This is a genomic window from Pimelobacter simplex, assembly GCF_900114845.1.
Lineage (GTDB): Bacteria > Actinomycetota > Actinomycetes > Propionibacteriales > Nocardioidaceae > Nocardioides > Nocardioides simplex.
On the sequence record NZ_FOUK01000004.1, the window covers coordinates 219,671 to 242,319 of the forward strand.

Annotated in this window: 21 protein-coding genes; 9 read left to right on the plus strand and 12 right to left on the minus strand. The window is 72.4% G+C overall.

Annotation, left to right across the window (positions count from 1 at the left end; genetic code table 11):
- The first annotated feature begins 89 nt into the window (after nucleotides 1-89).
- Together BM223_RS17885 and BM223_RS17890 are read left to right on the plus strand one after the other, a co-directional pair.
- The gene (locus BM223_RS17885) at nucleotides 90-1,463 is read left to right on the plus strand and encodes an MATE family efflux transporter (RefSeq protein WP_075018665.1); all 1,374 of its coding nucleotides are present in this window, start codon (nucleotides 90-92) and stop codon (nucleotides 1,461-1,463) included.
- Nucleotides 1,460-2,020: a hypothetical protein gene (locus tag BM223_RS17890; protein WP_038682912.1), complete on the plus strand. Its 561-nt coding sequence runs from the start codon at nucleotides 1,460-1,462 to the stop codon at nucleotides 2,018-2,020. The genes BM223_RS17885 and BM223_RS17890 overlap by 4 nt, the downstream gene beginning before the upstream one ends.
- 9 nt (nucleotides 2,021-2,029) lie before the next feature.
- On the opposite strand, the gene BM223_RS29115 is transcribed toward BM223_RS17890, so the two are convergent.
- From BM223_RS29115 to rpsF, 5 genes are all read right to left on the minus strand, one after another.
- Entirely contained in the window at nucleotides 2,030-2,692 is a 663-nt protein-coding gene (locus BM223_RS29115; protein ID WP_158510246.1) for a hypothetical protein, read from the minus strand.
- A 97-nt stretch (nucleotides 2,693-2,789) separates the two neighbouring features.
- Complete coding sequence (gene rplI, locus BM223_RS17900) at nucleotides 2,790-3,236, minus strand: 50S ribosomal protein L9 (RefSeq protein WP_038682916.1); 447 nt, start codon at nucleotides 3,234-3,236, stop codon at nucleotides 2,790-2,792.
- A 29-nt stretch (nucleotides 3,237-3,265) separates the two neighbouring features.
- Complete coding sequence (rpsR, locus tag BM223_RS17905) at nucleotides 3,266-3,502, minus strand: 30S ribosomal protein S18 (protein ID WP_038682917.1); 237 nt, start codon at nucleotides 3,500-3,502, stop codon at nucleotides 3,266-3,268.
- Between the two features lie 70 nt (nucleotides 3,503-3,572).
- On the minus strand, nucleotides 3,573-4,145 hold the full coding sequence (locus tag BM223_RS17910; protein ID WP_038682919.1) for a single-stranded DNA-binding protein: 573 nt from the start codon (nucleotides 4,143-4,145) through the stop codon (nucleotides 3,573-3,575).
- A 128-nt stretch (nucleotides 4,146-4,273) separates the two neighbouring features.
- The gene (rpsF, locus tag BM223_RS17915; RefSeq protein ID WP_038682921.1) at nucleotides 4,274-4,561 is read right to left on the minus strand and encodes a 30S ribosomal protein S6; all 288 of its coding nucleotides are present in this window, start codon (nucleotides 4,559-4,561) and stop codon (nucleotides 4,274-4,276) included.
- A 288-nt stretch (nucleotides 4,562-4,849) separates the two neighbouring features.
- Here rpsF and BM223_RS28510 point away from each other — a divergent pair, with 288 nt between their 5' ends.
- Genes BM223_RS28510 through BM223_RS17930 form a run of 3 tightly spaced genes read left to right on the plus strand, consistent with a single transcriptional unit; the run spans nucleotide 4,850 to nucleotide 9,683 of the window.
- The gene (locus tag BM223_RS28510; protein WP_038682924.1) at nucleotides 4,850-7,162 is read left to right on the plus strand and encodes a hypothetical protein; all 2,313 of its coding nucleotides are present in this window, start codon (nucleotides 4,850-4,852) and stop codon (nucleotides 7,160-7,162) included.
- A gap of 47 nt (nucleotides 7,163-7,209) precedes the next feature.
- Nucleotides 7,210-8,817: a phosphotransferase gene (locus BM223_RS28515; RefSeq protein WP_158510247.1), complete on the plus strand. Its 1,608-nt coding sequence runs from the start codon at nucleotides 7,210-7,212 to the stop codon at nucleotides 8,815-8,817.
- Between the two features lie 11 nt (nucleotides 8,818-8,828).
- On the plus strand, nucleotides 8,829-9,683 hold the full coding sequence (locus BM223_RS17930; RefSeq protein ID WP_075018666.1) for an S-4TM family putative pore-forming effector: 855 nt from the start codon (nucleotides 8,829-8,831) through the stop codon (nucleotides 9,681-9,683).
- A 14-nt stretch (nucleotides 9,684-9,697) separates the two neighbouring features.
- Here BM223_RS17930 and BM223_RS17935 read toward each other — a convergent pair whose 3' ends face one another.
- Entirely contained in the window at nucleotides 9,698-11,704 is a 2,007-nt protein-coding gene (locus BM223_RS17935; RefSeq protein WP_038682931.1) for an FHA domain-containing protein, read from the minus strand.
- An 87-nt stretch (nucleotides 11,705-11,791) separates the two neighbouring features.
- Between BM223_RS17935 and BM223_RS17940 the strand changes: the two genes are divergently transcribed.
- On the plus strand, nucleotides 11,792-12,589 hold the full coding sequence (locus BM223_RS17940) for a deoxyribonuclease IV (protein WP_038682934.1): 798 nt from the start codon (nucleotides 11,792-11,794) through the stop codon (nucleotides 12,587-12,589).
- Between the two features lie 38 nt (nucleotides 12,590-12,627).
- Complete coding sequence (locus BM223_RS29120) at nucleotides 12,628-14,346, plus strand: PQQ-binding-like beta-propeller repeat protein (RefSeq protein WP_038682936.1); 1,719 nt, start codon at nucleotides 12,628-12,630, stop codon at nucleotides 14,344-14,346.
- On the opposite strand, the gene BM223_RS17950 is transcribed toward BM223_RS29120, so the two are convergent.
- The gene (locus BM223_RS17950) at nucleotides 14,343-14,738 is read right to left on the minus strand and encodes a hypothetical protein (RefSeq protein WP_052139187.1); all 396 of its coding nucleotides are present in this window, start codon (nucleotides 14,736-14,738) and stop codon (nucleotides 14,343-14,345) included. The genes BM223_RS29120 and BM223_RS17950 overlap by 4 nt on opposite strands.
- A 70-nt stretch (nucleotides 14,739-14,808) precedes the next feature.
- Between BM223_RS17950 and BM223_RS17955 the strand changes: the two genes are divergently transcribed.
- Complete coding sequence (locus BM223_RS17955) at nucleotides 14,809-15,939, plus strand: lipid II:glycine glycyltransferase FemX (protein ID WP_038682938.1); 1,131 nt, start codon at nucleotides 14,809-14,811, stop codon at nucleotides 15,937-15,939.
- Between the two features lies 1 nt (nucleotide 15,940).
- Nucleotides 15,941-17,017 carry an alanine racemase gene (locus tag BM223_RS17960; protein ID WP_038682940.1) on the plus strand — a complete coding sequence of 359 codons (1,077 nt, stop codon included), beginning with the start codon at nucleotides 15,941-15,943 and terminating at the stop codon, nucleotides 17,015-17,017.
- A gap of 17 nt (nucleotides 17,018-17,034) precedes the next feature.
- Here the strand turns inward: BM223_RS17960 and BM223_RS17965 are convergent, their stop codons facing one another.
- Genes BM223_RS17965 through BM223_RS17985 form a run of 5 tightly spaced genes read right to left on the minus strand, consistent with a single transcriptional unit; the run spans nucleotide 17,035 to nucleotide 22,618 of the window.
- Entirely contained in the window at nucleotides 17,035-17,508 is a 474-nt protein-coding gene (locus BM223_RS17965; protein ID WP_141267434.1) for a hypothetical protein, read from the minus strand.
- The gene (locus BM223_RS17970) at nucleotides 17,508-18,920 is read right to left on the minus strand and encodes a glycosyltransferase family 87 protein (protein ID WP_052139188.1); all 1,413 of its coding nucleotides are present in this window, start codon (nucleotides 18,918-18,920) and stop codon (nucleotides 17,508-17,510) included. The genes BM223_RS17965 and BM223_RS17970 overlap by 1 nt, the downstream gene beginning before the upstream one ends.
- A gap of 3 nt (nucleotides 18,921-18,923) precedes the next feature.
- Nucleotides 18,924-21,227 (minus strand): transglycosylase domain-containing protein, encoded by a 2,304-nt coding sequence (locus BM223_RS17975; protein WP_082003871.1) that lies wholly within the window; start codon nucleotides 21,225-21,227, stop codon nucleotides 18,924-18,926.
- A 24-nt stretch (nucleotides 21,228-21,251) separates the two neighbouring features.
- Nucleotides 21,252-21,740 (minus strand): SigE family RNA polymerase sigma factor, encoded by a 489-nt coding sequence (locus tag BM223_RS17980; protein ID WP_038682943.1) that lies wholly within the window; start codon nucleotides 21,738-21,740, stop codon nucleotides 21,252-21,254.
- Complete coding sequence (locus BM223_RS17985) at nucleotides 21,737-22,618, minus strand: hypothetical protein (protein ID WP_038682946.1); 882 nt, start codon at nucleotides 22,616-22,618, stop codon at nucleotides 21,737-21,739. Before BM223_RS17985 ends, BM223_RS17980 begins: the two co-directional genes overlap by 4 nt.
- Nucleotides 22,619-22,649 lie beyond the last annotated feature (31 nt).

A 22,649-nucleotide genomic window follows, 5' to 3' on the forward strand; every position in this document is an offset into this window, starting at 1 on the left:
TCCGCCACCGCGACCCAGGGAGCGCCTACCTCAGTGCGCCGGTTTCCACAAGCTGACCCCAGTTATCCACCGACGCCCGCGGGGCGCCCGTGAGCTCCCCCACGCGGACGACGACCGAGCGGCGCGCGCTCGACCGCGAGATCGCCCGGCTGGCGGTCCCCGCCTTCCTCGCGCTCGTCGCCGAGCCGCTGTTCCTGCTCGGCGACGCGGCCGTCGTCGGCCACCTGGGCACCCCCGAGCTGGCCGGCCTCGGCATCGCCGGCACGATCGTGATGACGGTCGTCGGGCTGTGCATCTTCCTCGCCTACGGCACCACCGCCGGGGTCGCCCGCCAGCTCGGCGCCGGTCACCGGACGGCGGCCCTGGCCCAGGGGCTCGACGGCCTCTGGCTGGCCGCCGCCATCGGCGTCCCGGTCACCCTCGCGACGGCGCTGCTGGCCGATCCGCTGGTCGCCCTCTTCGGCGCCTCCCCCGACGTCGTGGAACCCGCGACGACGTACCTGCGGATCGCCGCGCTGGGCCTCACCCCGCTGCTGCTCATCCTGGCCGGCACAGGAGTGCTGCGCGGCCTGCAGGACACCCGGACGCCGCTCGTCGTCGCCGTCCTCGGCAACGTGGCCAACCTGGCGCTCAACGTCCTGCTCGTCTTCGGCGCCGGGCCGGTCCCGCGGATGGGCATCGCCGGCTCCGCGCTCGGCTCGGTGCTCGCCCAGACCGGCATGGCGCTCGCGCTGACCGTCGTCGTGGTCCGGGCCGCCCGCCGGGAGGGCGCTCCCCTGCGCCCGCACCTGCCGGGCGTGCGCGCGGCGGCGCGAGCCGGGGTCCCGCTGATCATCCGGACGCTCACGCTGCGCACCTCGCTGCTCGTCACCACCTACGCCGTCGTGCTGACCGCGACCGACGCCGCCAGCAGCGCCGTCCCGATCGCGACCCACCAGCTCGCGATGACGCTGTGGAGCTTCCTGGCCTACGTCCTCGACGCCATCGCGATCGCCGCCCAGGCGATCACCGGGCGCCACCTCGGGGCCGGGGACGTCGCCGCCACCCGCGCGGTCACCCGGCGGATGCTGGGGTGGGGCGTGGTCGGCGGGATCGTGACCGGCGTGCTCCTCGCCGCCACGAGCCCCTGGCTGGGCGCGCTGTTCACGCCCGACCACGGCGTGCGCGAGGCGCTCGTCCCGGTGCTGCTGGTCGCTGCGGCAGCGCAGCCGGTCGCCGGGGTCGTCTTCGTCCTCGACGGCGTGCTCATCGGCGCCGGCGACGGCCGCTACCTGGCGTACGCCGGCGTGCTGGTCCTGGCCGGATACGCTCCGCTCGTGCTGGTGACGAGTGCCCTGGGCGGCGGCCTGCCCTGGCTGTGGGTGGTGTTCGCCGTCCTGTTCATGGGTGGGCGGATGCTCACCCTGCTCCACCGCGCCGCCGGCGAGCGCTGGCTGGTCACCGGCGCCGGGACGCGCGCGTGAAGCCGCTCCAGGCGGTCGGGCTCGGCCTGGTCCTGCTCGCGCTCGGCCCGACCGACCCGAAGCCGGGCGTCTTCGACCCGCTGCCCGACCCGCTCGGGTGGCTCCTGGTGCTGATCGGCCTGCACGGGCTGGCCGGTTCGCTCGACACGCGCCGGGTGCCGGTGCTGCGCTTCCTCGGCGTGCTGGCGCTGGCCATCTCGGTCGCGCTCGTCGTCCCCGCCGCAGCGCGCTGGGTCGACACCGACCCCTCGCTGGGCTGGGCGGCCGACGTCCCCCGGTTCGCGTTCTTCGCGCTGCTCTGCCACGAGCTCAGCCAGGCCGCGCTGCGCGCCCGCCAGACCGGCGGGGCGAGCACGTTCAGCATGGCCACGCTGCTGCTGCTGTTCGTGCTGGCCGCGCCGCCGCTGGCGTTCGGCGCCGGGTGGACCGGCGTCGGCCCGGCCGGCGAGGCCGCCGCGCAGCTCGGCCAGATCGCGCTGGTCGTGCTCTGCTTCGTCTTCGCCGGACGGACCTGGGCCGGGGCGCCGGCCGAGGCCGCCGACCAGCCCGAGGTCTAGCCGACAGGTCTAGCCCTGCAGGTCGGCCAGGATCTGCTCGGCGAACGCGATCGAGTCGTTGCGCGGGTCGCCCTGGTAGTCGACGCCGTCCTCGTAGTCGAGCTCGATGTCGAGCAGCGCGTCCGCGGTGCAGGCGCGCAGCGTCGCCTCGAGCGGCGGCGCGTCGCTGACCTTCCACCAGCCCTTGGTGGCGCCGGCGATGTCGTCGGCCGGGTCGACGATCGCGCCGACCTCGTTGGGCTGCGGGCAGCCGAAGGTGCCCTTGGTGAAGTCACCGGGTCCGGTCAGCTTCACGGTGATCTCGACCAGGTCCTTGGCCTCGAAGGAGCAGTCGTCGCTCTTCCACGCGCTCCCGCCCTCGCTCGTCGCGCCGCTGCCGTCGTCGGCCGGGCCGACGGTGACGCCGTACGCCCGCGCCACCGCGTCGGAGGTGACGACGTCGCAGGCCGCGGGCAGGGTCGCCGCCGGCGGCGCCGAGGACGGCGCGGCGGAGGTCACGCTCGTGGGCGTCGCGCTCGGCGTGATCGCGCTGGGCGTCGTCGGGGCGTCGCTCGTCGGCTCCGTCGGGGACGACGACGCGTCGGCGTCGGGTCCGTCGCCGTCGTCGCCGCAGGCGGCCAGCGCGGGCGTCAGCAGGAGGAGGGCGGCGGGCAACGTACGGCGAAGGCGCATGGGGAAGGCTCCTGGATCGGGGAAGCTGCGGTGCAGTGGTCCGAAAATAGCCGCGTGGCCGGCCCCGAAGGGACCGGCCACGCGGGTGAAGCCTGGATCAGGCGGGGATCACGTTGAGCGCGACCGCCGCCGAGACCTCGTCGTGCAGCTTGACCGACACGGCGTGGCTGCCCAGCGCCTTGATCGGGTTGCCGAGGACGATGGTCCGCTTGTCGATCGACTCGCCGGCCGCCTCGCCGAGCGCCGCCGCGATGTCGGCAGCGGTGACCGCGCCGAACAGACGGCCGCCCTGGCCCGCCTTCACCTTGACGTCGACCGGGCTGCCCTCGAGCTTGGCCTTGATCTCGGCCGCGTGGGCCTCGTCGCGGACCGCACGCGCACTGCGGGCGGCCTTGATCGAGTCGGCCTGGGCCTGCGCACCGCGGGTCCAGCGGATGCCGAAGCCCCGCGGGATGAGGTAGTTGCGGCCGTAGCCGTCCTTGACCTCCACCACGTCACCCGCGGCGCCGAGGTTCTCGACCTCCTGGGTCAGGATGATCTTCATGTCGTCAGTCTCCTTCTACCCGAGGCGGATCAGCGGCCGGCGGAGGTGTAGGGCAGCAGCGCGACCTCGCGAGCGTTCTTCACCGCGATCGCGATGTCCCGCTGGTGCTGGACGCAGTTGCCGGTCACCCGACGGGCGCGGATCTTGCCGCGGTCGGAGATGAACTTCTTCAGAAGGGCGGTGTCCTTGTAGTCGACACCGGTGGCCTTCTCCTTGCAGAACTGGCAAACCTTCTTCTTCGGCTTGCGGACGACTGCCTTCGCCATTGTGGTGCTCCTCCTCAGAGCCCGGCCGCGTCAGTCCAACGAACGGCCGGAATGGTTGATGTGTTGTTGCTCAGAACGGGGGTTCGTGGTTGGACGAGACGCCCGGCGCGGCCCACGGGTCGTTGGCCGGAGCGCCACCGCCGCCCCCGTAGTTGGATCCGCCACCCTGGTTGCCGCCACCACCGCCGGACGAGCCCCACGGGTCGGCCGCGGGAGCACCGCCACCACCCTGGGGAGCGCCGCCGCCGTAGCCGCCGCCACCGCCGCCGGCCCCACCGCGCGCCGCGCGGTTGACCTTGGCCGTGGCGTAGCGGAGCGCGGGACCGACCTCTTCGACGTCGATCTCCATGGCGGTGCGCTTCTCACCCTCGCGGGTCTCGTACTGCCGCGACTTCAGCCGGCCGGTCACGATCACGCGCATCCCCTTGGTGAGGGACTCGGCGACGTTCTCGGCGTACTGCCGCCAGACCGCGCAGGAGAGGAACAGCGCGTCGCCGTCCTTCCACTCGTTGGTCTGCCGGTCGAAGGTGCGCGGCGTCGACGCGATCCGGAAGTTCGCCACGGCCGCACCCGACGGGGTGAAGCGCAGCTCCGGGTCGTCGACGAGGTTGCCGACGACGGTGATGACGGTCTCGCCTGCCATGGTGATCTCCTGATGAGGGTGGGAACGAACGGCCTAGCCCGGGTCAACCCCGGACGACGGCCCCCATCGTGTCTCGGACCACCGACTTCGGGAAGCGGCAATCCACAGGCACGGATCCTTCGGGTACCTCAGATGGTCGGGCGCAGGACCTTCGTCCGGAGCACCGACTCGTTGAGGGTCAGCTGACGGTCGAACTCGTCGACGGTCGCCGGAGCGGCAGTCAGCTTGATGATCGCGTAGATGCCTTCGGCGTTCTTCTTGATCTCGTACGCCAGGCGGCGCTTGCCCCACACGTCGACGTTGTCGACGGTGCCGCCGTCGTTGCGGACGACGTTCAGGTACTTGTCGAGCGACGGCTGGACCGTCCGCTCGTCGAGGCTCGGGTCGAGGATGACCACGACTTCATAGTTGCGCAAAGCGGTCTCCACCTCCTCTGGACTCAGGCGGCCGCGGACTTTCCGCGGCAGGAGGGCTCTGCTTCTCCGGCTGGTTCGGCCCAGCCGGAAGTACGGCGCCGTGCGGCACCGGACAGGAGAGGTTAACAGCGCGCGGCGGAGGGGGCCGAATCGCGACGGCGCAGGACCGGGATGACAGGTTGAGTTGGCAACTTGTCTAGAGCATTGACATGTCCGGTCAGGCTGCGATTCGATGCGGAACCCCCTCCCGACCCGAGAACGTCCTCGCCGCTGCCCGTTGGAGGAGCGTTGGAACAGCCCGACCGCAGCGACGCGTCCCTCTGGACCGCCTCGGACTACCTGTTGCGCAGCGAGTTCTGCCCGCCGGCGCAGATCCAGGGCGAGCTGGATCGGCTTCGGCTCGCCCACGGCGCAGAGTGGGTCGTGCTGCTCGCCTTCGACGCGGACTCGTTCCTCCGAAACCTGATCTTCGTCTCGACCCGGTCCGCTGAGCACCACGCCGCGATCACGGCGCGGATCAAGACGACCAACTTCAGACGCTGGACGCCGCGAAGCATGTCGGCGTCGGCGGTCCGGGATGCCGTGAGGGCCGAGCTCGTCGCCGAGGCGGCGCCGGTCGACTCGCCGGCTCACGCCGATCGGCTGCCGGGCGAGCGGGTCGGACCCTCCGGTCTGGCGTATTGGCTCGTGTCCGACCAGGAGAGCGCCTCCGGGGCGGCGCTTCGACGCGATTCGGCACCGTTCGCCGACATGCTGAACGGGACGGTCGTCGCGACGATCAGCCGTGACCTCCGTATCGGCCGCCAGGTCCTCAATGCCATGCCGCGCGCCGTGGGGGGTCCCGAGGCGCGGGATGTTCGCGAGGCGCAGGTCAGCGCCTTGGTCGAGCTCGCCCAGGACGTCGCGAGCGCCTCCGACGTCGGCCTCTACCTTGCGGACCGATCGAGCTCCGAGCTGCACCTCGACCCGAGCCACTCCGTGATGCGCGGCGCTGATCTCCCGACCCGGATCCCCTACGGCGACGACGCAGTCCGTGGCGGCGCGCTCGAGGCGCTCGGCCGGTCCTGCTACCGCGAGAGCGCCACCCGGTTGTGGCCGCCGCCGAGCACCCACGGCACGGCGCCAGCCGTCGACAGTCCAGCGCGGAGCTCCGTCGCCTGCCTGGTCATCCCCTACAGCCTGGCCGGACGGTCGATTCCGAACCTCGGCATCCTCGTCGTCCGGCGATCACCGGATCACGGCAGCCAGCACTTCAACAACGTCGAGCTGGCACTCCTCCGCAACGTCGCTCTGCGCCTGGCGTTCGCGCTGAGCCAGATGCGGTTTGACCGGATCGGCAGCCTGCAGGCCGAGCTGACCCGACAGCTGGGAGCAGGCTTCGCCGGCGAGCCGCAGGATGCCAACCGCGACATCAGCGTCGCGGAAGGTGTGCCCTGGGACATCCAGCTGGCGCAACGGGAGCTCACCACTCTGATTCGGCGGGTCCAGGAGGTCACCCAGAGTGCCAGCGTGACGCTGCGCGTCCTCACTCCCGGATGGCAGGACGGCGAGTCTGGACTGGTCCTCCGGCGCTACCTCAGCACCTCGTCGGCCGACGAGTCTCACCAGGACCTTCCGCTCGAGGGCAAAGACGGCAGCGGACGTGCTCGCTGGCGACAGTCTGCGAACACGTTCGCCGCCGTGACCGGGGAGAAGGTCCACCTGTGGGACCTCGACCGTCCACTCGGCCAGCAGTGCCCCAACCTGATCGACCTCGTCCGGGTTCCCGAACGCGCCTCGGTCGGCTCCGAGCTCTGCTTCCCGGTCTACTCCGGGTCGGCGCTCGTCGGCACGATGAACCTGGAGAGCCCGAACGCCGGTGCGTTTCTCGCGGACGAGAGCTCGATCGCGACGTTCGCCGCGCTGGCCGGTACAACGATCTCGGCCACCCGCTCCCAGATCATGCTCGAGACGGTCAACCGATCGTCGACCCTGCGGATGGGCCTCCACGAGGCCTGGAACGTCGACAAGCTGGTGGCGCACCTCGCCGAGGGAGCTCCGCCCGAGACACGCGCAGCGCTGGAAGAGCTGCGGGAGTACGCGCTGCGCCCGCCGGTGGCCCCTCCCCAAGGCGGCCTTCGGGTCAACGGCACGGGGACGGACTTCGGGAGCCTGGTCGAGGACTCGCTCGACAGGCTGCCGATCACCACTCACCCAGGTGTCCGCCTCTACGACAGCCCGCTCGTCGCCGAGGAGGCGATCCCGCCGGTGACGGCGATCCTGGACGAGCTCCTGCGCAATCTCGCCCAGCACGACCATCGCGAACGCCACATCGATCCCGTGGTCGCGGTCAGCGCCCTCGAGCTCGGAGGTCGCGAGCACGCGGTCTTCCGGATCAGGAACGCACCGAAGAACCTGCCCTCTGCACGCTTCCTCGCCCAGGGCTACAACTACCCCTTCTACAAGGATCAGGTGGATCACGCGAGCCTCGGCTGCTACACGGTAGGCAACCTGGCCCGCGGGCTCGGCGGGGGCGCCTTCATGTCGATGGCACCCGACCACACCTTGGTCACGACGGTCTTCCTACCCGCGCACTCGTCGACGAGCCAGGAGCGGCCATGAACACCATCCACGTCCTCGTCGCCGACAACGATCCCGACGTCGAGAAGATGTTCAACCGCCAGCTCGAGGAGTACGAGCTGTCCGCGTCGATCAGCTACACCTACGCCGATTCCGCAGACGCAGCCATCGAGGCCGCACAGGCACAGTTCTTCCACATCGCCTTCATCGACCTCCGACTGAGCGAGCGCGACAAGTCCGAGGACGGGCTCGTCGTGCTCCAGCACGTGGTCGAGAAGTCGCGCGCATGCGTCCCGGTGCTGATGACCCGCTTCGTGAAGGAGAACTTCGCCAAGGTCGCGCACGAGACGACGTCCATGACCGGTGGCCGGATCTACCTCCTGAACAAGTCCGACCAGAACACCGCGCAGTTCCCCACCTTCATCCACAACTTCTTCCAGGATCGTCTCGATGCCCGTTGGACGCCGGACGTCCCTGCCGACGCCGTTGATCTCCTGCTCCGGAAGAACCGCCGAGCGCCGAGCTTCGCCACGCGCGGACGCACCGGCATCGTCCACGAGGTGCGCGACCTGCTCTTCGACCTGTTCGACGAGTCGTCGTCGATGGGAGTCGTCGGTAACGAATTCCGGGTCGACCTCACCACGATGACGCCTGGGCTCAGCTCCTCCATCACGCTGCGCGCTCGTCCCAACTTCGGTCAGGACTCCCAGGGTCGGCAGATCCTCGGCAACAGGTGTGTCGTCAAGATCGGTCCGCGCGACGGCATCCACGACGAAGCCGTGCGATACAACCGCCTCGTCAAGCTCGGGGTGCCGACCGAGTTCCGCGTCGAGCTGATCGGCACTGCACTGGGAGATCTGCTCGGCGCGGTCTGCTACTCCTTCGCCGGGGGCACGGCGAGCGATGACATCGTCTCGTTGGACGACCTCGTGCGTCGCGGCGAGCGTGACGAGGTCGAACGGGTGCTGACCAGCATCTACGGCCGCGACTCGAAGAGCTGGTACGCCATCGCGGGAGCCGACACGGCGATGCAGACCTACTACAAGCGGCAATTCGGCGTCACCACCGCTGACGCCATCGGCGCTCTGCACCAATTCGTCGAGAAGCACCAGCCGGCAGGGGCGTACGTGAGGTCGGCCGGAAAGCTCAACCTCAACGGCTTCACGATGACCCTCCCGCGCGAGAGCGATCTCGGAACGGGCGCGTACTACCGCGCAGGCTCCACCCCGACAAGGTTGATCCACGGAGACCTTCACGGCGGCAACGTCCTCGTCGACGACACCGGCCGCGTGAGCCTGATCGACTACGCGACTGCCGACTTCGGTCCCCGCTTCGCCGATGTCGCCGCCACCCTCGCCACCCTGCGCCTGCAGGTCGCATCCGCAGCCGAGCCGGTGGCGGCAGCGAGCGCGTACCAGGACGAACGGCGCCTGCTGTCACAGCGCGAACTGCGCGAGGAACCGGCCGACCTCTGGTGGGGCCTTTCCCGGGTCGCCGTGCAGAGGGCGAGCGAGAATTTCGAGTCCGACGACGAGCGCGACAGTGCTGCCGCCCTCCGACTCGAGTCGGTGATGACGCAGCTCCACTACGCGCTGAGCATCTTCCCCCTGCCGGTGTGGGACGAGTGGCAGCGCTGGCGCCTGGTGACCTGGATCGCCGCGCTGCACGACTTCGCCTCCAAGGCGGACAAGCGATGACCACTCCGAGCATGCCCGAGATCCGCGCCGCGCAGAACGCGACGGAGAACCTGCGTCTCCAAGCTGCGGCACGACGGCTCTACTCACGGACCAAGCTGCTCGACGGGCTCGGCCTGACCTTCTCGCTCGCGCTCGCCCTCGCGGCGCCGGTGATCGCCAGCATGTCCGACCGGGCGGGACTCTGGGTCGCAGCGCTCGCGGGGGTGTGGCTCTTCGCCAGCCGCCTGGTACTGGCGCCGGTCGCACGCCGAGTCCAGCGAGCGGCCGCCGGAGTTCAGGACTCGTTCGACGCGGCCGTGCTCGGCACCCCCTGCGGCAGGTCGCTCGCCACACCCGCCTCCGGCGAGGAGATCCACGCTGCGACGCGCGAGGTAGACCTGGGTCGCTTCCGGAACTGGTACCCGGCCGAGAGCACGAGTCCGTGGCCCCTCAGCGTCGCGCTGTGCCAGCGAGCCAATGCGGTCTGGGCCCGGCGCCAGCACCGGCTCTACGGACGACTGCTCACCGGAGCAACCGTCGCGGTGACCGCGCTCGGGATCACGGTCGCCATCACGAACGCGCAGAGCCTGCAGACCTATCTGGCCGTCATCCTGCTGCCGTCACTCCCACTGCTCCTCGACGCGAGCGAGCTCGCGGGAGCGCATCGGGCAGCCGCACGGAAGCGGGGGGCGATCGAGGCGGCTCTCGACGAGTTCTGCCGTGCGCCTGACCCCGCCACGGCCAGCGACACCGTCAGCGCCGCGCAGCGCGACCTGCTCGAGCTGCGGAGCCGTGGTCCACTCGTCCCCGACTGGCTGTACCGCCTGGTCGCCCCCCGGTACGACGACGACATGCGCTTCGCGGCGAGGTCGGCGACGACGCCCTGACCGCCGGCAGGCCCCTACCGGAACAGCACCGGGTTCTGGATCGACGTCTCGTCGATCACCAGCACCGCGATGGCCCCGACCAATCCCTCGGGCAGGTCGAGCGAGACGGCGGCGCAGACCTCGCCGGAGCCGAGGCTCCACGCGCCGTCGAGGGAGCCGAGCAGCTCGCCCTCGGGGTTGCGCAGCTCGATGGTGAAGGGCGTGCCGTCCGGGAGGCCGGTGACCGCGAAGTGGGCGTAGAGGCTGGTCGGCAGGGTGACGCCTTCGAGGACCTGGGGGTCGTCGAGGGTGCTGGTGGTGGAGCAGTCGCTGTTGCCGTCGACGCTCCAGCCGGACGGCGCCGCGGTGGCCTGGCCCATCGGGTCGGTGGGGGGCTCCGGCACGTCCTTCAGGTACGGCGACACGTACTCCGGGTCGCCGCCCTTGCGGGCGATCTCGATGATGTCCATGGTCAGGTTGACCGGCCGGATGCGGGCCGAGCCGCCGGTGAAGGCGCCGCCCTCGCCGCTGTCGCCGACGGTGGACTCGGTGACGACGGCGCTGTTGACGCCGATCAGCTCGCCGTCGGTGTTGATCGAGGCGCCGCCGGAGTTGCCGGAGCCGATCCGGATGTCGCTGTCGATCCAGGCGCGGCTGCCGGGGACGGCGGCCTCCTTGAGGAAGGTCGACACGACGCCGCGGGTGACCGTCAGCGCGCGGTCGAGGCCGTCGTCCGAGGCGACGTGGGCGACGGCGGGAAAGCCGAGGGCGGTGAGCTCGTCGCCGGTGCGCAGGTCGTCGCTGTCGCCGAGGGGGAGCGGGTCGGGGAGGGCGGCGAGGTCCTTGTCGTCGACCTTCTCGCCCTCGGCGTCCGCGGTGATCTTGATGACGGCGAGGTCGAGGACGCCGTCGGAGACGATCGGCTCCGCGGAGAACGAGGGGGCGGCGGGCTTGTCGTCCTCGGCCGAGGTGAGCGCGACGAGCAGGCCCGCGGGGTCCTCGGCGGGCGGGACCTGACCCGGCGAGCTCGGCTTGCCGACGTGGGCGTTGGTGAGGATCAGGCCGTCCTCGCTGATGATCGTGCCGGAGCCGGTGTAGAGCGGCTGGCCGGTCGCGTCGACGGCGATGATGAGGACGCTCGCCAGCTTGGCCCGGTCCAGCTCGGCGGTGGTGAGGCCGGCCGCCTGCTCCGGGCGGTCGTTGCCGCCGGGCTCGTCGTCGTCCCCACCCCCGAGGACGACGGCCGCGGTCACGCCGCCGCCGACCAGGACGAGCGCGGCGACGATGCCGCCGACGAGGGCGGCGGTGCGCTTGCGCTTCTTCTTCGCGATGGACTTCTGCGCGACCCCGGCGGCGACGATCGGGACCACCTCGATCTCGGCGCCCGCGGTGGGGTGACCGAGCATGAGCGTGGTGGGTCCTTCCAGCTTGCGCTGGGTGACCCGGTCCTCCTCGAGGAAGGTGCCGGCCGACGAGCGGTCGACGTACCACCAGCCGTCGGGGCGGCCCTCGACCACGCCGTGCAGCCGGGAGACCGACGGGTCGTCGACGACGACCTCGTTGCCCGGGTCGCGCCCGACCCGGACGACGCTGCCGGGCGGGAACCTCTTCGCGTCGCCGCCCGCGCGCACGAGGACGCCGGGCCCGCTGGCGTAGCCGGGGCCGACCGGGCCGGTGCCGGGCAGGACCGTCTGGGCGAGGCCGGCGGGGATGCCCCCGACGTCGATCGTCGACGTCGGGCGGGCCTCCGCGCCGGCCGGCGCGAGCACGAGCTCCTCGCCGTCCGCGGAGCCGAACCGGACCGACGTGCGCGCGGTGATCCGCACCTCGCTGACCCGCGCGCCGTTGAGCCAGGTGCCGCTGCTCGACCCAACGTCGACCAGCACCCAGCCGGTGCCGTCGGAGCGGAGCTCGGCGTGCCGCCGCGAGGCGGTCGGCGTGGTGAGGACGATGTCGGAGCTGAGCTCGCGGCCGATCACGACGACACGCGGCTCCTCGAACGACCAGTGCTGGCCGCTGCCGGAGACGTTGAGGGTGGTCACGACCGGGACGCTAGTCGCCGCAGCGCGCGGTCGCCGTGCGTTTTGCCCAAGAGGGACGCCGTCGGTGCCGCTCTTTACGATGGCGCCATGAGCGAGCTGCGTATCGGTGCCCACGTCGACCAGACCGACCCGATCGCCGAGGCGGCGGCCCGCAAGGCCCCGCTCGTGCAGTTCTTCCTCGGCAACCCGCAGTCCTACAAGGGCCCCGTCCTCGCGTACGACGGCGGCGCCGCGGCCCTGCGCTCGGCGGCCGAGGAGGCCGGCGTCGACCTCTACGTGCACGCGCCGTACCTGATCAACGTGGCCACCACCAACAACCGTCAGCGGATCCCCAGCCGCAAGCTCCTCCAGCAGCACATGGACGCCGCCGCCGAGCTCGGCGCGAAGGGGCTGATCGTGCACGGCGGTCACGTCACCGACGACGACGACCCGGCAAAGGGCTTCGACAACTGGCGCAAGGCGATCGAGGCCACCGACCTCAAGATCCCGCTGCTCATCGAGAACACGGCGGGCGGCACCAACGCGATGACCCGCTACCTCGACCGGATCAAGGGCACCTGGGACGCCATCGCGTCCGCCGAGGGCGCCGACATGGTCGGCTTCTGCCTCGACACCTGCCACGCCCACGCGGGCGGCAACGCGCTCGAGACCATCGTCGACGACGTCCGCGCCATCACCGGCCGGATCGACCTGGTCCACGCCAACGACAGCCGCGACGAGTTCGACTCCGGCGCCGATCGGCACGCCAACTTCGGCGCCGGCCGGATCGACCCCGACCTGCTCGCCCAGGTCGTCCGCGACGCCGGCGCCCCCGTCGTCTGCGAGACGCCCGGCGGGGCCGACGAGCACCTCACCGACTTCGCCTGGCTGCGCGAGCGCCTCTGACCGTTTCCGGGCGGCCTCGCCGGGGGAGGCTGCCCGCCGTGCTGCTCCGCGTCTCGGCCCTGACCACCGCGCTCGTCCTGCTGCTCTCCGCGTGCTCGCACGAGGACGACGGCAAGCGCCCCGCGCCGGCCGAGCGTGAGGTGCTGCCGCTCCAGGTCGCCTGGCAGGTGCCGGTGGACCACGCCTTCGGCGACTCCGACCGGCGCCGTGGCGACGGGCTGTGGACCACCTCCGAGCAGGTGAGCGTCATCGGCGACACCACTGTGACGACGTACGACATCGCCACGGGGGAGCAGCTGTCCCAGGTCCGGCTCCCGGCCAGCGTGTGCGCGGCCTCGCCCGACGTCAACGGCGACGGCATCGGGGTGGTCGCCGTCGGCGCCCGCGAGGACGGCGTCCACGTCACCCACTGCGCGAAGGTCGTCGCCGTCGACACCGTCGCCGGGACGGTCCGCTGGCAGGCGCCGGTGCGCGAGGAGGCCTACCTGAGCGAGATCGCGGTGGGCGCGCGCACCGTCGCGGTCACCGATGCCGCGGCCGGTGCCCGGCGGCTCGACCTCCGCGACGGCACCCGGCTGGCCACGCTCGGCACCGGCGGCTCCAGCGCCGACGGCGTGACCGTGGTGGCGCAGAACGCCGGCAGCACCGCGCTGCAGGTGTTCGAGCAGGACTCCGGCCGGCTCGTGCGGACCCTGCCCAGCACGCGCGCCTACGACGTCGACCTGCTCCTGCCCGGCACCGACCCGGCCCTCGTGGCGATCAACGACGAGAAGGGCTTCTTCTTCCGCGACCTCTCCGGCAAGCGCCCGCGCGCCGTCGGTCGCGGCGCCTCCACCTCGTTCCCCCGGTTCGAGCGGACGGCCGTCGTCGGCGATACCCCCGTCGTCCAGTACGGCGGCGCCGGCGTGGTCGACCGCTGGGACCCGGCGACCCGCCGGCTCGAGCCGCTCACGGTGCTCGAGCCGTCCGAGATCCTGGTCGGCGTCCGCGAGGACCGGCTGATCACGCTCGCCTACGACGGCGACCTGCTCGCCCCCGGCGCCGTCGTCCGCTCCTTCGACCCGGACGACCCGGCCGAGGTGGCCGACCCCGAGGTGCTGGGCACCGTCGAGCGCTCCACCGGCGCCGCCCTCGGCGTCAGCGGTCCGCTCGCCGTGGTCGGCGACCTGCTCCTCGCCGAGACCGACGACGGCCTCACCGCCTTCAAGCTGCGGGCCTCGGGCCGGCCGACCAGCGACTTCCTGCCCGCACCCGCGCCGGCCGCCGTCCCTCCGCGCCAGGTCGCCGACCTGTGCACCGGGCTGACCCCCGCGACGCTGGACCTGCTCGGCTACCGCGGGGCCGGCGCGCCGGTCGGCTGCAGCTACTACGTCCGGGCGGCGAACGACACCGACTACACCCAGCTCCGGATCGCGGCCTTCGCCCAGCAGGGCGAGGGCGAGCTCACCCCGATCGCCCAGGCCGGGGCGCTGTTCGCCAACACCGCCGCCGGCGACGAGGCCGGCGACCAGCCGGTGCTCACCCCGCTCCCCGGGGACGGTGCCGACGGTGACGGCGGTGACGGCGACCTCGGCGACGAGGCCGCACTCGATGCCGGCGCCCGGACCCTCCTGGTGCGGGAGGGCAGCGTCGTCCTGCACCTGCGGATGACCGGAAGCGCACTGGCGCCCGCCGCCCGGCGCGAGGCGCTCACCGCGGTCGCGGGCGACCTGCTCGCCGAGCTGGCGCGCCGGACCGCCTCCGCAGCGACGCCCTAGCCCGCGGACTCCAGCCAGCCGAGGCTGCGGGCGACCTTCTCCAGCCCGGCCAGCAACGCGTCCTGCTCCGCAGGCGAGAGGTCCGCGACGGCCCGGTCGGCGACCGCCTGCACCGGGCCCTCCTGGAGCTCGGCGACGCGGTCGTGGCCGGTCGCGGTGAGCCGGTACTCCGCGCCGTGGTGCTCGACGAGCCCGGCGTCGCCGAGTGCGCGGACGTCGTCCTCGGCGCCGGGGTCGAGCGAGCCCTCGGTGATCGCGCCGAGCGCGAGCCGGCTCAGCACGCGCCACTGCGAGCGGCGCAGCCCGCTCGCCTCGACGGCATCGGCGATCTGCTCCTCGACGAGCCGGTCGAGGGTGGTCAACCAGTAGCCGAGCGGGCGCGGTGCGGTCATGGTCACCCGGTACCCGGCGCCTGCCGCGCCACCCCCGGAGGCCCAGGGCACGACCGATACCCTGGCCCCCATGCCCAGCGTGCGCCCGATCAGTCCGACCGAGCACCGCGACCACCTCGCCGGCCTGCCGTCGGCGAGCTTCCTGCAGACGCCCGGATGGGCGAAGGTGAAGAGCGAGTGGCGCAGCGAGTCGCTCGGCTGGTTCGACGACGCGGGACGGCAGGTGGGGGCCGCGCTGGTGCTCTACCGGCAGCTCCCGAAGGTGAACCGCTCGCTGGCCTACCTGCCCGAGGGGCCGGTCATCGACTGGACCGGCGACGACCTCGCCGGCTGGCTCGACCCGATGGTGCGCCACCTCAGGAAGCAGGGGGCGTTCGCCGTCCGGATCGGGCCGCCCGTCGTCACCCGGCGCTGGACGACGGCCCAGGTCAAGGAGGGCATCGCCGACCCGGGCGTGCGCCTGCTCGGCCAGATCCCGCCCGCCGAGCGGACGCCCGGCGGCGCGCGCGTCGTCGCCCAGCTCCACGAGCTCGGCTGGCGGCACCAGGGGGTCGAGGGTGGCTTCGCCGCGGGCCAGCCGCAGTTCGTCTTCCAGGTGCCGCTGCGCCACCCCGACGGCACGCAGCGCACCGAGGACGAGGTCCTCAAGGGCATGAACCAGCTCTGGCGCCGCAACATCAAGAAGGCCGCCAAGGAGGGCGTCGAGGTGGTCCGCGGCAGCCGCGAGGACCTGCCCGCGTTCCACGAGCTCTACGTGCACACCGCGCAGCGCGACCACTTCACGCCGCGCCCGCTGCGCTACTTCGAGACCATGTACGACGCCCTGTGCGCCGACGACCCCGAGCGGCTCACGCTGTGGCTCGCCCGCCACGACGGCGACCTGGTCGCCTCGACGATCGCGATCCGGGTCGGCGAGCACGCCTGGTACTCCTACGGCGCCTCCTCCACCGAGAAGCGCGAGGTGCGCGGCTCTAACGCCGTCCAGTGGGCGATGATCCGCGACGCCATCGCCGCCGGGGCAGCCGTCTACGACCTGCGCGGGATCACCGAGACCCTCGACGCCGAGGACTCCCACGTCGGGCTCATCCAGTTCAAGGTGGGCACCGGCGGCGAGGCCGTCGAGTACGCCGGCGAGTGGGACCTTCCGATCAACCGGCCGTTGTACAAGGCGTTCCAGCTCTACCTGAAGCGGAGGGGCTGACATGACCCTCACCCTCACCGTCGACGGCCCGCGCTGGCGGGCCCACCTTGAGTCCGTCGCGGCCGCCCACCCGGGTCTGGTGCCGGTCGCCAAGGGCAACGGCTACGGCTTCACGCTCGGCCGGCTGGCCCGCAAGACGCAGTGGCTCGCCGAGCGCGGCCACGACGTCCGCACGCTCGCCGTCGGCACGTACGACGAGCTGCCCGAGGTCGCCCGGCGCTGGGACGGCGACCTGCTCGTCCTCACCCCGTGGCGCCCGTGGGTGCCGCTGCCCGAGCCGGCGCTCGCGCCGCGCCTGGTGCACACGGTCAGCCGGCTCGCCGACCTGCGCGACCTGCTCCACCGCGACCCGTCGGCCCGCATCGTCCTCGAGCGGATGACGTCGATGCGCCGCCACGGCATGGCGGCGCGCGAGCTGTGGGAGGCCGGCGACCTGCTGCGCAAGCACCCCGGCGCCCGGATCGAGGGCCTCGCCCTGCACCTGCCGCTCGGCCAGGGCGGGCACGTCGGCGAGGTCACCCGGCTGGTGAACGACTACGTCGGCGCCGAGATCCCCGCCCGCGGCACGCCGTCGGTCTGGGTCAGCCACCTCACCGACGCCGAGCTGGGCACCCTGCGCGGCCAGTACGGCGACTTCACCTTCCGCCCCCGGATCGGCACCGGCCTGTGGCTCGGCGAGCGCGGCGCGCTCCGGGTCACCGCGACGGTGCTCGACGTCCACCCCGTCGAGCGGGGCGACGCCTTCGGCTACCGCGGCCGGACCGCCCCCAAGTCGGGCCACGTGCTCGTCGTCAGCGGCGGCACCGCCCACGGCATCGGCCTGGAGGCACCGACCGGCGAGCAGTCGATCAAGGCCCGCGCGGCGACGCTCGCGCGCGGCGGTCTCGACGCGGTCGGCTTCGTGCGCTCGCCGTACTCCATCGACGGCAAGCAGCGCCTCTTCGCCGAGCCGCCGCACATGCAGGCCTCGATGCTGTTCGTGCCGCACGGCGCACGGGTCCCCGAGGTCGGCGAGGACGTCGACGTCCGGGTCCGCTACACCGCCACCGCGTTCGACCGGGTCGAGATCACCGGCTGAGGGCCGGCGCGGCCGGATCAGCCGTAGCGCTGGTCCAGCCCGGTCAGCGTCACGCCGTTCTGGCCGGCGTGGGTGACGCCCAGGGGCGCGAGCTCCTCGGCCGCGGCCCGCAGGTCGACGCCGACCGCCTCGGCGGGGTCGGCGGCATCGGTGACGGCGATCAGCCGGAGCGAGCTGATCTCCCAGGGCACGGCGGTCCGGATCGTGCGGACGACGTCGTCCAGCTGCTCGGCGGTGAACGGGTCGGCCGCGTCGGTGACCAGCGTGAACCCCGCCGCGTTGCCGAAGCCATTGGTCCAGCGGTCGGCGTCCTCGACCCGGACCACCCGCGGCACCGCGGCCGGCACCGCCCGGGTGACGTCGCCGAAGTCGACCGGCCGGCCGCGCTTCTCGTCGAGCTCGGTCTTCAGCGCCCCGCAGCCGGTCAGGCCGACGAGGGCCGCCGGCGCCGCTGCGAGGAGTGCCCGCCGGTGCACGGACCCGGTCCGCATCACGCCGCGGTCAGCACGCGCGGCGGCGCGGCGGCACCGACCGGGTCGTGCCGCGGCCGGTAGAGGTCCCGCACGATCACGGCCGCCAGGTAGAGCTCGCCGAGCACCCGGATCGCGATGCCGACCCAGTAGAAGCCCGCGTCGCCCCCGCCGGCCGGGGCCAGGAAGCCGCCCAGGTACCACCAGACCATGCAGAAGTAGACGACCTCGCTCGCCTGCCAGATGATCTGGTCGCGCCAGCGCGGGCGGGCGAGCACGGCCAGCGGCAGCAGCCACAGGACGTACTGCGGCGAGTACACCTTGTTGACCAGCAGGAAGCCGACCACGATCAGGTAGCCGAGCTGGGCCATCCGCGGGACCGTGTCGACGGGCGCCCGGCGTCCCGCGGTCATGCCGATGGCGAACACCCCGAGGCACCAGGCGCCGAACAGGCCCCAGGACCACACGTTGATGGTGTGCGACGAGAAGCCCGCGTCGGCCGCCTGGTCGACGAGCAGCCAGACCGAGCCCAGGTCGGCGGTGCGGTCGGCGTTGAACTTCCAGAACACCTTCCACTGCTCGGCCCCGCTGAGGTACGCCGGAGCGTTGGCGACCGCCCAGGCGGCGACCGCCCACACGGTGGCGATCACGAACCGGCCGATCTGGCGCCGGCGCAGGCAGATCACCAGGAGCGCGCCGAGCAGGAAGAGCGGGTAGAGCTTCACGGCAGTGCCCAGGCCGATCAGCACGCCCGTGAGCACCGGGCGCTCGCGCGACCACGCCCACAGCGCGCCGGCCACCAGGGCGACCGCGAGCAGGTCCCAGTTGATCAGCCCGGTCAGCAGCAGCGTGGGGGAGAGCGCGAACGCGGCGGCGTCCCAGGGCCGCGCCGGGTGGACGCCGGCCAGGAGCCAGACCGAGAGCAGCGCCAGCAGCCCGAAGCCGACGGCGTTGACCAGCAGGAAGATCGTCTGCTCGTCGTCGACCTTCGGGTCGCCGTACAGGTCGCTGACGGGGGAGCGGTAGCGCTCGTCGAGGTCGGGCGAGCCGTTGAGCCAGTGCGTCACCCACGCGGTGCCCCAGGCCCAGTAGGAGATCCCGGCCGGGTACTCCATCGTCTCGTAGCGCGCCCGGGTCTGCTCGTCACCCGAGTACGGCCAGGCCACCTCGGCCAGCCCGCGCGACACGTAGAGCGGGCGCAGGTCGGTGTAGCACATGTGGGAGTAGACCCAGTTCTGGTCCTTGCCCTCCGCGAGCGAGCAGGGCGCCTTCTGCACCATGCCGAGCGCGAACACCGCCGCGGTCAGCAGGAGCAGGACGCGCACCGGCGTCCACCACCGGTGCGGGCGCGCCCGCTCGCCCATCGGGCCGCCGACGACCTCGCTGAGCGCGGCGACGACGCGGTCGTCCCGGGTGGGGTGGACGTGGGTCATGGCTCAGCCGGCGGCGACCGCACGACGGCGCCGGCGCCCACCCCGGCGGCGCTGCGTCGTGCCCTGGCTCCGCCCCGGCGGGGTGCTCGGCCGGGGCTTGAGGATGCCGCCCGGGTTCGTCGTCGGGTCGGTGGGGGTCTCGGTCGGCTGCTCGGTCGTCGGAGGAGCGGTCGTCGGCGGCGCGGTCGGCACCGTCGGCGTGGTCGGCTCCTTCGTCGGCTTCTCGGTCGGCTTGTCCTTCTTCGGCTTGCGCGTCGGCTTCGGGGGCGGCGGCGGAGCCGGGGCGTGCCCGGTGCTCGGCGCCTCGCCGGTCACGTACGCGGCCGGCGGCAGCGACTCGACGTCCTCGCCGTCGAGCGCCTTCTTCATCACCGCGGTCCAGGTGGCCGCGGGGTAGGAGCCGCCGAAGTACGACGGCAGCCAGCCCTTGAGCTCCTCGTTGCCCTTGCCGCGCACGTACATCACGGCCGTGGCGAGCTGCGGCGTGTAGCCGGTGAACCAGGCCGAGGAGACCTCGCCCTTGCCGTTGGTCGCGGTGCCGGTCTTGCCGCCCGCCGGGCGGGCCAGGCCGAGCGCGGCCGAGCCGGAGCCCGCCTTGACCACCTGCTGGAGCGCGTAGCCCACGTCGTCGGAGATGCCCTCGTCGATCGCCCGGTGGTTGGTGACCTTGTGGTCGTAGCGGACCACGCCGTCACGGTCGACGACCTTCTCGATGATGTACGGGTCGGCGGCGACGCCGCGGTTGGCGATCGTCGCGTACCCGTTGGCCATGTTGATCGGGCTCACCGTCTGCGAGCCGAGCGAGACACCGGTGTTGGGCTCGAGCCCGTCGCTGTAGGTCGGGAAGCCGAAGGGCTTGGCGGCCGGCTTCTCCGGCGGGATGCCCATGTCGTTGGCGGTCTCGATGATCTTCTTCGGCCCGTCCGGGATCGCCAGGGTCAGGTCGATGTAGGCGGTGTTGATCGAGTCCTGGGTGGCCTTGATCAGGTTCACCCGGCCGTACGAGTGGTTGCCCTGGTTCTCGAACGGGCGACCCCCGCCGGGCAGGTAGTAGGGCGAGTTGCCGTCGAACGTGTCCTTGAGCTCGAAGCCGGCCTTGATCCCCGCGGCCAGCGCGAACGGCTTGAACGTCGAGCCGGCCTGACCGCCGGCGACGGCCCAGTTGAGCTGGGACTGGAGGTAGTCCTGGCCCGCGTAGATGCCGCGCACCGCGCCGGTGCCCGGCTGCACGGAGGCGACCGCGACGTGGAGCTGCTTGGGGCCGAAGCCCTCGGGACGCTCCTCGGCGACGCCCTCGGCCGCGGCGTTCATCGCCTTGCGGGTGAACGTGGTGGTGACCTGGAGCCCGCCGCCGTTGATCTCCTGCTCGCTGAAGCCGAGCCGGAGCAGGTCCTTGCGGACCATCGTGAGCACGTGGCCGCGCTGGCCGCCGTACTGCGTGGTCTGGCGGATCTTCGGGAACTTGGGGAGCCCCGCGGCGAGGGCCTTGTCGCCCTCGGCGGCGGTGATGGTGTCCATCCCCTGCATGTTCTTGACGATCCGGTCGAAGCGCGCCTGCAGGCGGGCCCGGGCGTTGTCACCGTTGGCCGGGTCGTAGAGCGTCGGGTTGTTGAGGACGGCGGCCAGCACGACGGACTGGCGCAGGTTGAGGTCCTTGGCGTCCCGGTCGAAGTAGGCCCGCGCGGCCGACTGGATGCCGTAGGCGCCGCGGCCGAAGTAGATGGTGTTGAGGTAGCCCTCGAGGATCTTCTTCTTGCTCAGCTGGTTCTTGATCTTGAGCGAGAGGATCGCTTCCTTGACCTTGCGCTTCCAGGTGCGCTCCTGGGTCAGGTAGAGGATCTTCACGTACTGCTGGGTGATGGTCGACGCGCCCTGGGTCGAGTTGCCCTGGGCGTTGCTGAACGCGGCGCGCAGGATGCCCTTGGGGTCGAGACCGTTGTCGGTCCAGAAGGTCTGGTTCTCGGAGGCGACCACCGCGTCCTTGACGGTCTGCGGCATCTCGTCGTAGTCGATCGAGTCACGCTTCTGCACCGCGAACTGGCCCAGCGGGGCCTTGCCGTCGGCGTAGAACACCTGCGTCGTCTCGGTCAGGAACTCCTCGTTGGGGTTCGGGATGTCGATCGACTTGTACGCGAACACGAACGCCCCGACCGCGAGCAGCGCGAGCACCAGGCCGGTGACCAGGCTCCACAGCGTGAACCTCTTGAGCCGCTGCTTCCAGGTGCGCGGCTCGCGCACCTTGCCTGCCTTGGCCGACCGCGAGGAGCGCCCGGAGGCGCCGGCGGACTTGCGTTTTCCCTTCACCACGCACGACAGGGTACGGCGCCGGTGTCAACCGACCCGATTTCCGGTGATCTGCTCACGGAGTGTCGCCAGCGCCCGCGACGAGTGGCTCTTCACCGTCCCCTCGGCCATGCCGAGCTCGGCAGCGGTCTCCGCGACCGACAGCCCGAGCCAGTGCCGGAGCACCACCACGCGGCGCTGCGGCAGCGGCAGCGCCCGGACGGCGGCCAGCAGGTCGGTCCGCTCGTCGGGCGGCAGCCCGGCGCGCGCCGGCGGATCGTGACCGTCGAGCCCGGGCCGCTCTCGGCGCCACGGACGGCGGCGGTCGTCGACGTCCGCGTTGACGATGATCCGCCGGGCGTAGGCGAGCTCGGTGCCGGAGCGGTGCAGCCGCGGCCAGCTGACGTAGAGCTTGGCCAGAGCGGTCTGGAGCACGTCCTCGGCGCGCGACCAGTCGCCGCACACGGCGTACGCGACCCGGCGCAGCAGGACCTGGTGCGCCTCGACGAAGGCGGTGAACTCGGCGTCGCGGCTCACCGCAGGCCCTCACCCGAGGCGTAGCGGTCCCGGGCGTGGGCGAGGAAGGCCGCAAGCGTCGGCTCGTCGAGCAGGTCGGCCTGGTACGGGATGGTGTCGGTCGCGCCGTCGCCCGAGCGCCGGGCCAGCACGAAGTAGGTCAGTCCGTCGACCTCGACCTTGGCGACGGCCGTGGTGTCACCGGGCGCGGCGAAGCCGGGGACGTCCGGGTCGGGCCACTGGCGCAGGATCCGGGCGCCGATGCCGGGCTCCAGGACCGGCCCCGCGCCGGCGAACGACACCAGGTCGACCGGCTGGTCGCCGTTCTGCAGGTCGACCTGGTCGTCGAGCCACTGCTCGAACCGGGCGTACGTCGTCCCGGCCGGGTCCCACGACGCGCCACCACCCGTCCGGGTGTGGTCGAGCAGGTACCAGTAGCGCTGCGTGCCCTTGACCACCACGAGGCCGACCGAGGCCTCCGGGGCGGTCCGGCGCAGCGGGTTGGCGACCTGGCGCTCGATCCGCCAGCCCGGGCGGAGCACCACCCGGCCCGCTTCGTCGTACCCGGCGTGCTGGCCGGGGGTCAGCACCTCCGAGATCCGCTGGGACGGCGGCCCCGGCGCGGTCCCGGTCGCCGTCGCCGTCGCCGTGGCGGACGGCGTCCCGGCGACCGGCGCCCGGTCCGGCGCGGCGTCGGGGCCACCGCCGCCCACGAGCAGGCCGGCGCCCACCGCCAGCGCCCCGACCGCGCTCACCGCGGCGGCGCCCAGGCCGAGGCGCCGGTGCCGCTGCCGGCGCCGGCCGAGTGCCACGTAGGCGCCCGCGGGGCGCGGTGCCGGCTCGCCGGCGTAGCCGGCCTCGAAGGCGGTCGCGATCTGGTCGGTCAGCTCCGGGCTCATGACTCCTCTACGTAACGCGCCGCGGATCGGT

Excerpts from the sequence above, each read along its gene's own strand:
- rplI (WP_038682916.1), bottom strand. The coding sequence starts at position 3,236 with ATGAAGATCATCCTGACCCAGGAGGTCGAGAACCTCGGCGCCGCGGGT.
- BM223_RS28515 (WP_158510247.1), top strand. The coding sequence starts at position 7,210 with ATGTTCAACCGCCAGCTCGAGGAGTACGAGCTGTCCGCGTCGATCAGC.
- BM223_RS17950 (WP_052139187.1), bottom strand. The coding sequence starts at position 14,738 with ATGACCGCACCGCGCCCGCTCGGCTACTGGTTGACCACCCTCGACCGG.
- BM223_RS17970 (WP_052139188.1), bottom strand. The coding sequence starts at position 18,920 with ATGACCCACGTCCACCCCACCCGGGACGACCGCGTCGTCGCCGCGCTC.
- BM223_RS17955 (WP_038682938.1), top strand. The coding sequence starts at position 14,809 with ATGCCCAGCGTGCGCCCGATCAGTCCGACCGAGCACCGCGACCACCTC.
- BM223_RS17985 (WP_038682946.1), bottom strand. The coding sequence starts at position 22,618 with ATGAGCCCGGAGCTGACCGACCAGATCGCGACCGCCTTCGAGGCCGGC.
- BM223_RS17940 (WP_038682934.1), top strand. The coding sequence starts at position 11,792 with ATGAGCGAGCTGCGTATCGGTGCCCACGTCGACCAGACCGACCCGATC.
- BM223_RS17910 (WP_038682919.1), bottom strand. The coding sequence starts at position 4,145 with ATGGCAGGCGAGACCGTCATCACCGTCGTCGGCAACCTCGTCGACGAC.
- rpsR (WP_038682917.1), bottom strand. The coding sequence starts at position 3,502 with ATGGCGAAGGCAGTCGTCCGCAAGCCGAAGAAGAAGGTTTGCCAGTTC.
- BM223_RS17965 (WP_141267434.1), bottom strand. The coding sequence starts at position 17,508 with ATGCGGACCGGGTCCGTGCACCGGCGGGCACTCCTCGCAGCGGCGCCG.
- BM223_RS17930 (WP_075018666.1), top strand. The coding sequence starts at position 8,829 with ATGCCCGAGATCCGCGCCGCGCAGAACGCGACGGAGAACCTGCGTCTC.
- BM223_RS17960 (WP_038682940.1), top strand. The coding sequence starts at position 15,941 with ATGACCCTCACCCTCACCGTCGACGGCCCGCGCTGGCGGGCCCACCTT.
- BM223_RS29115 (WP_158510246.1), bottom strand. The coding sequence starts at position 2,692 with ATGCGCCTTCGCCGTACGTTGCCCGCCGCCCTCCTCCTGCTGACGCCC.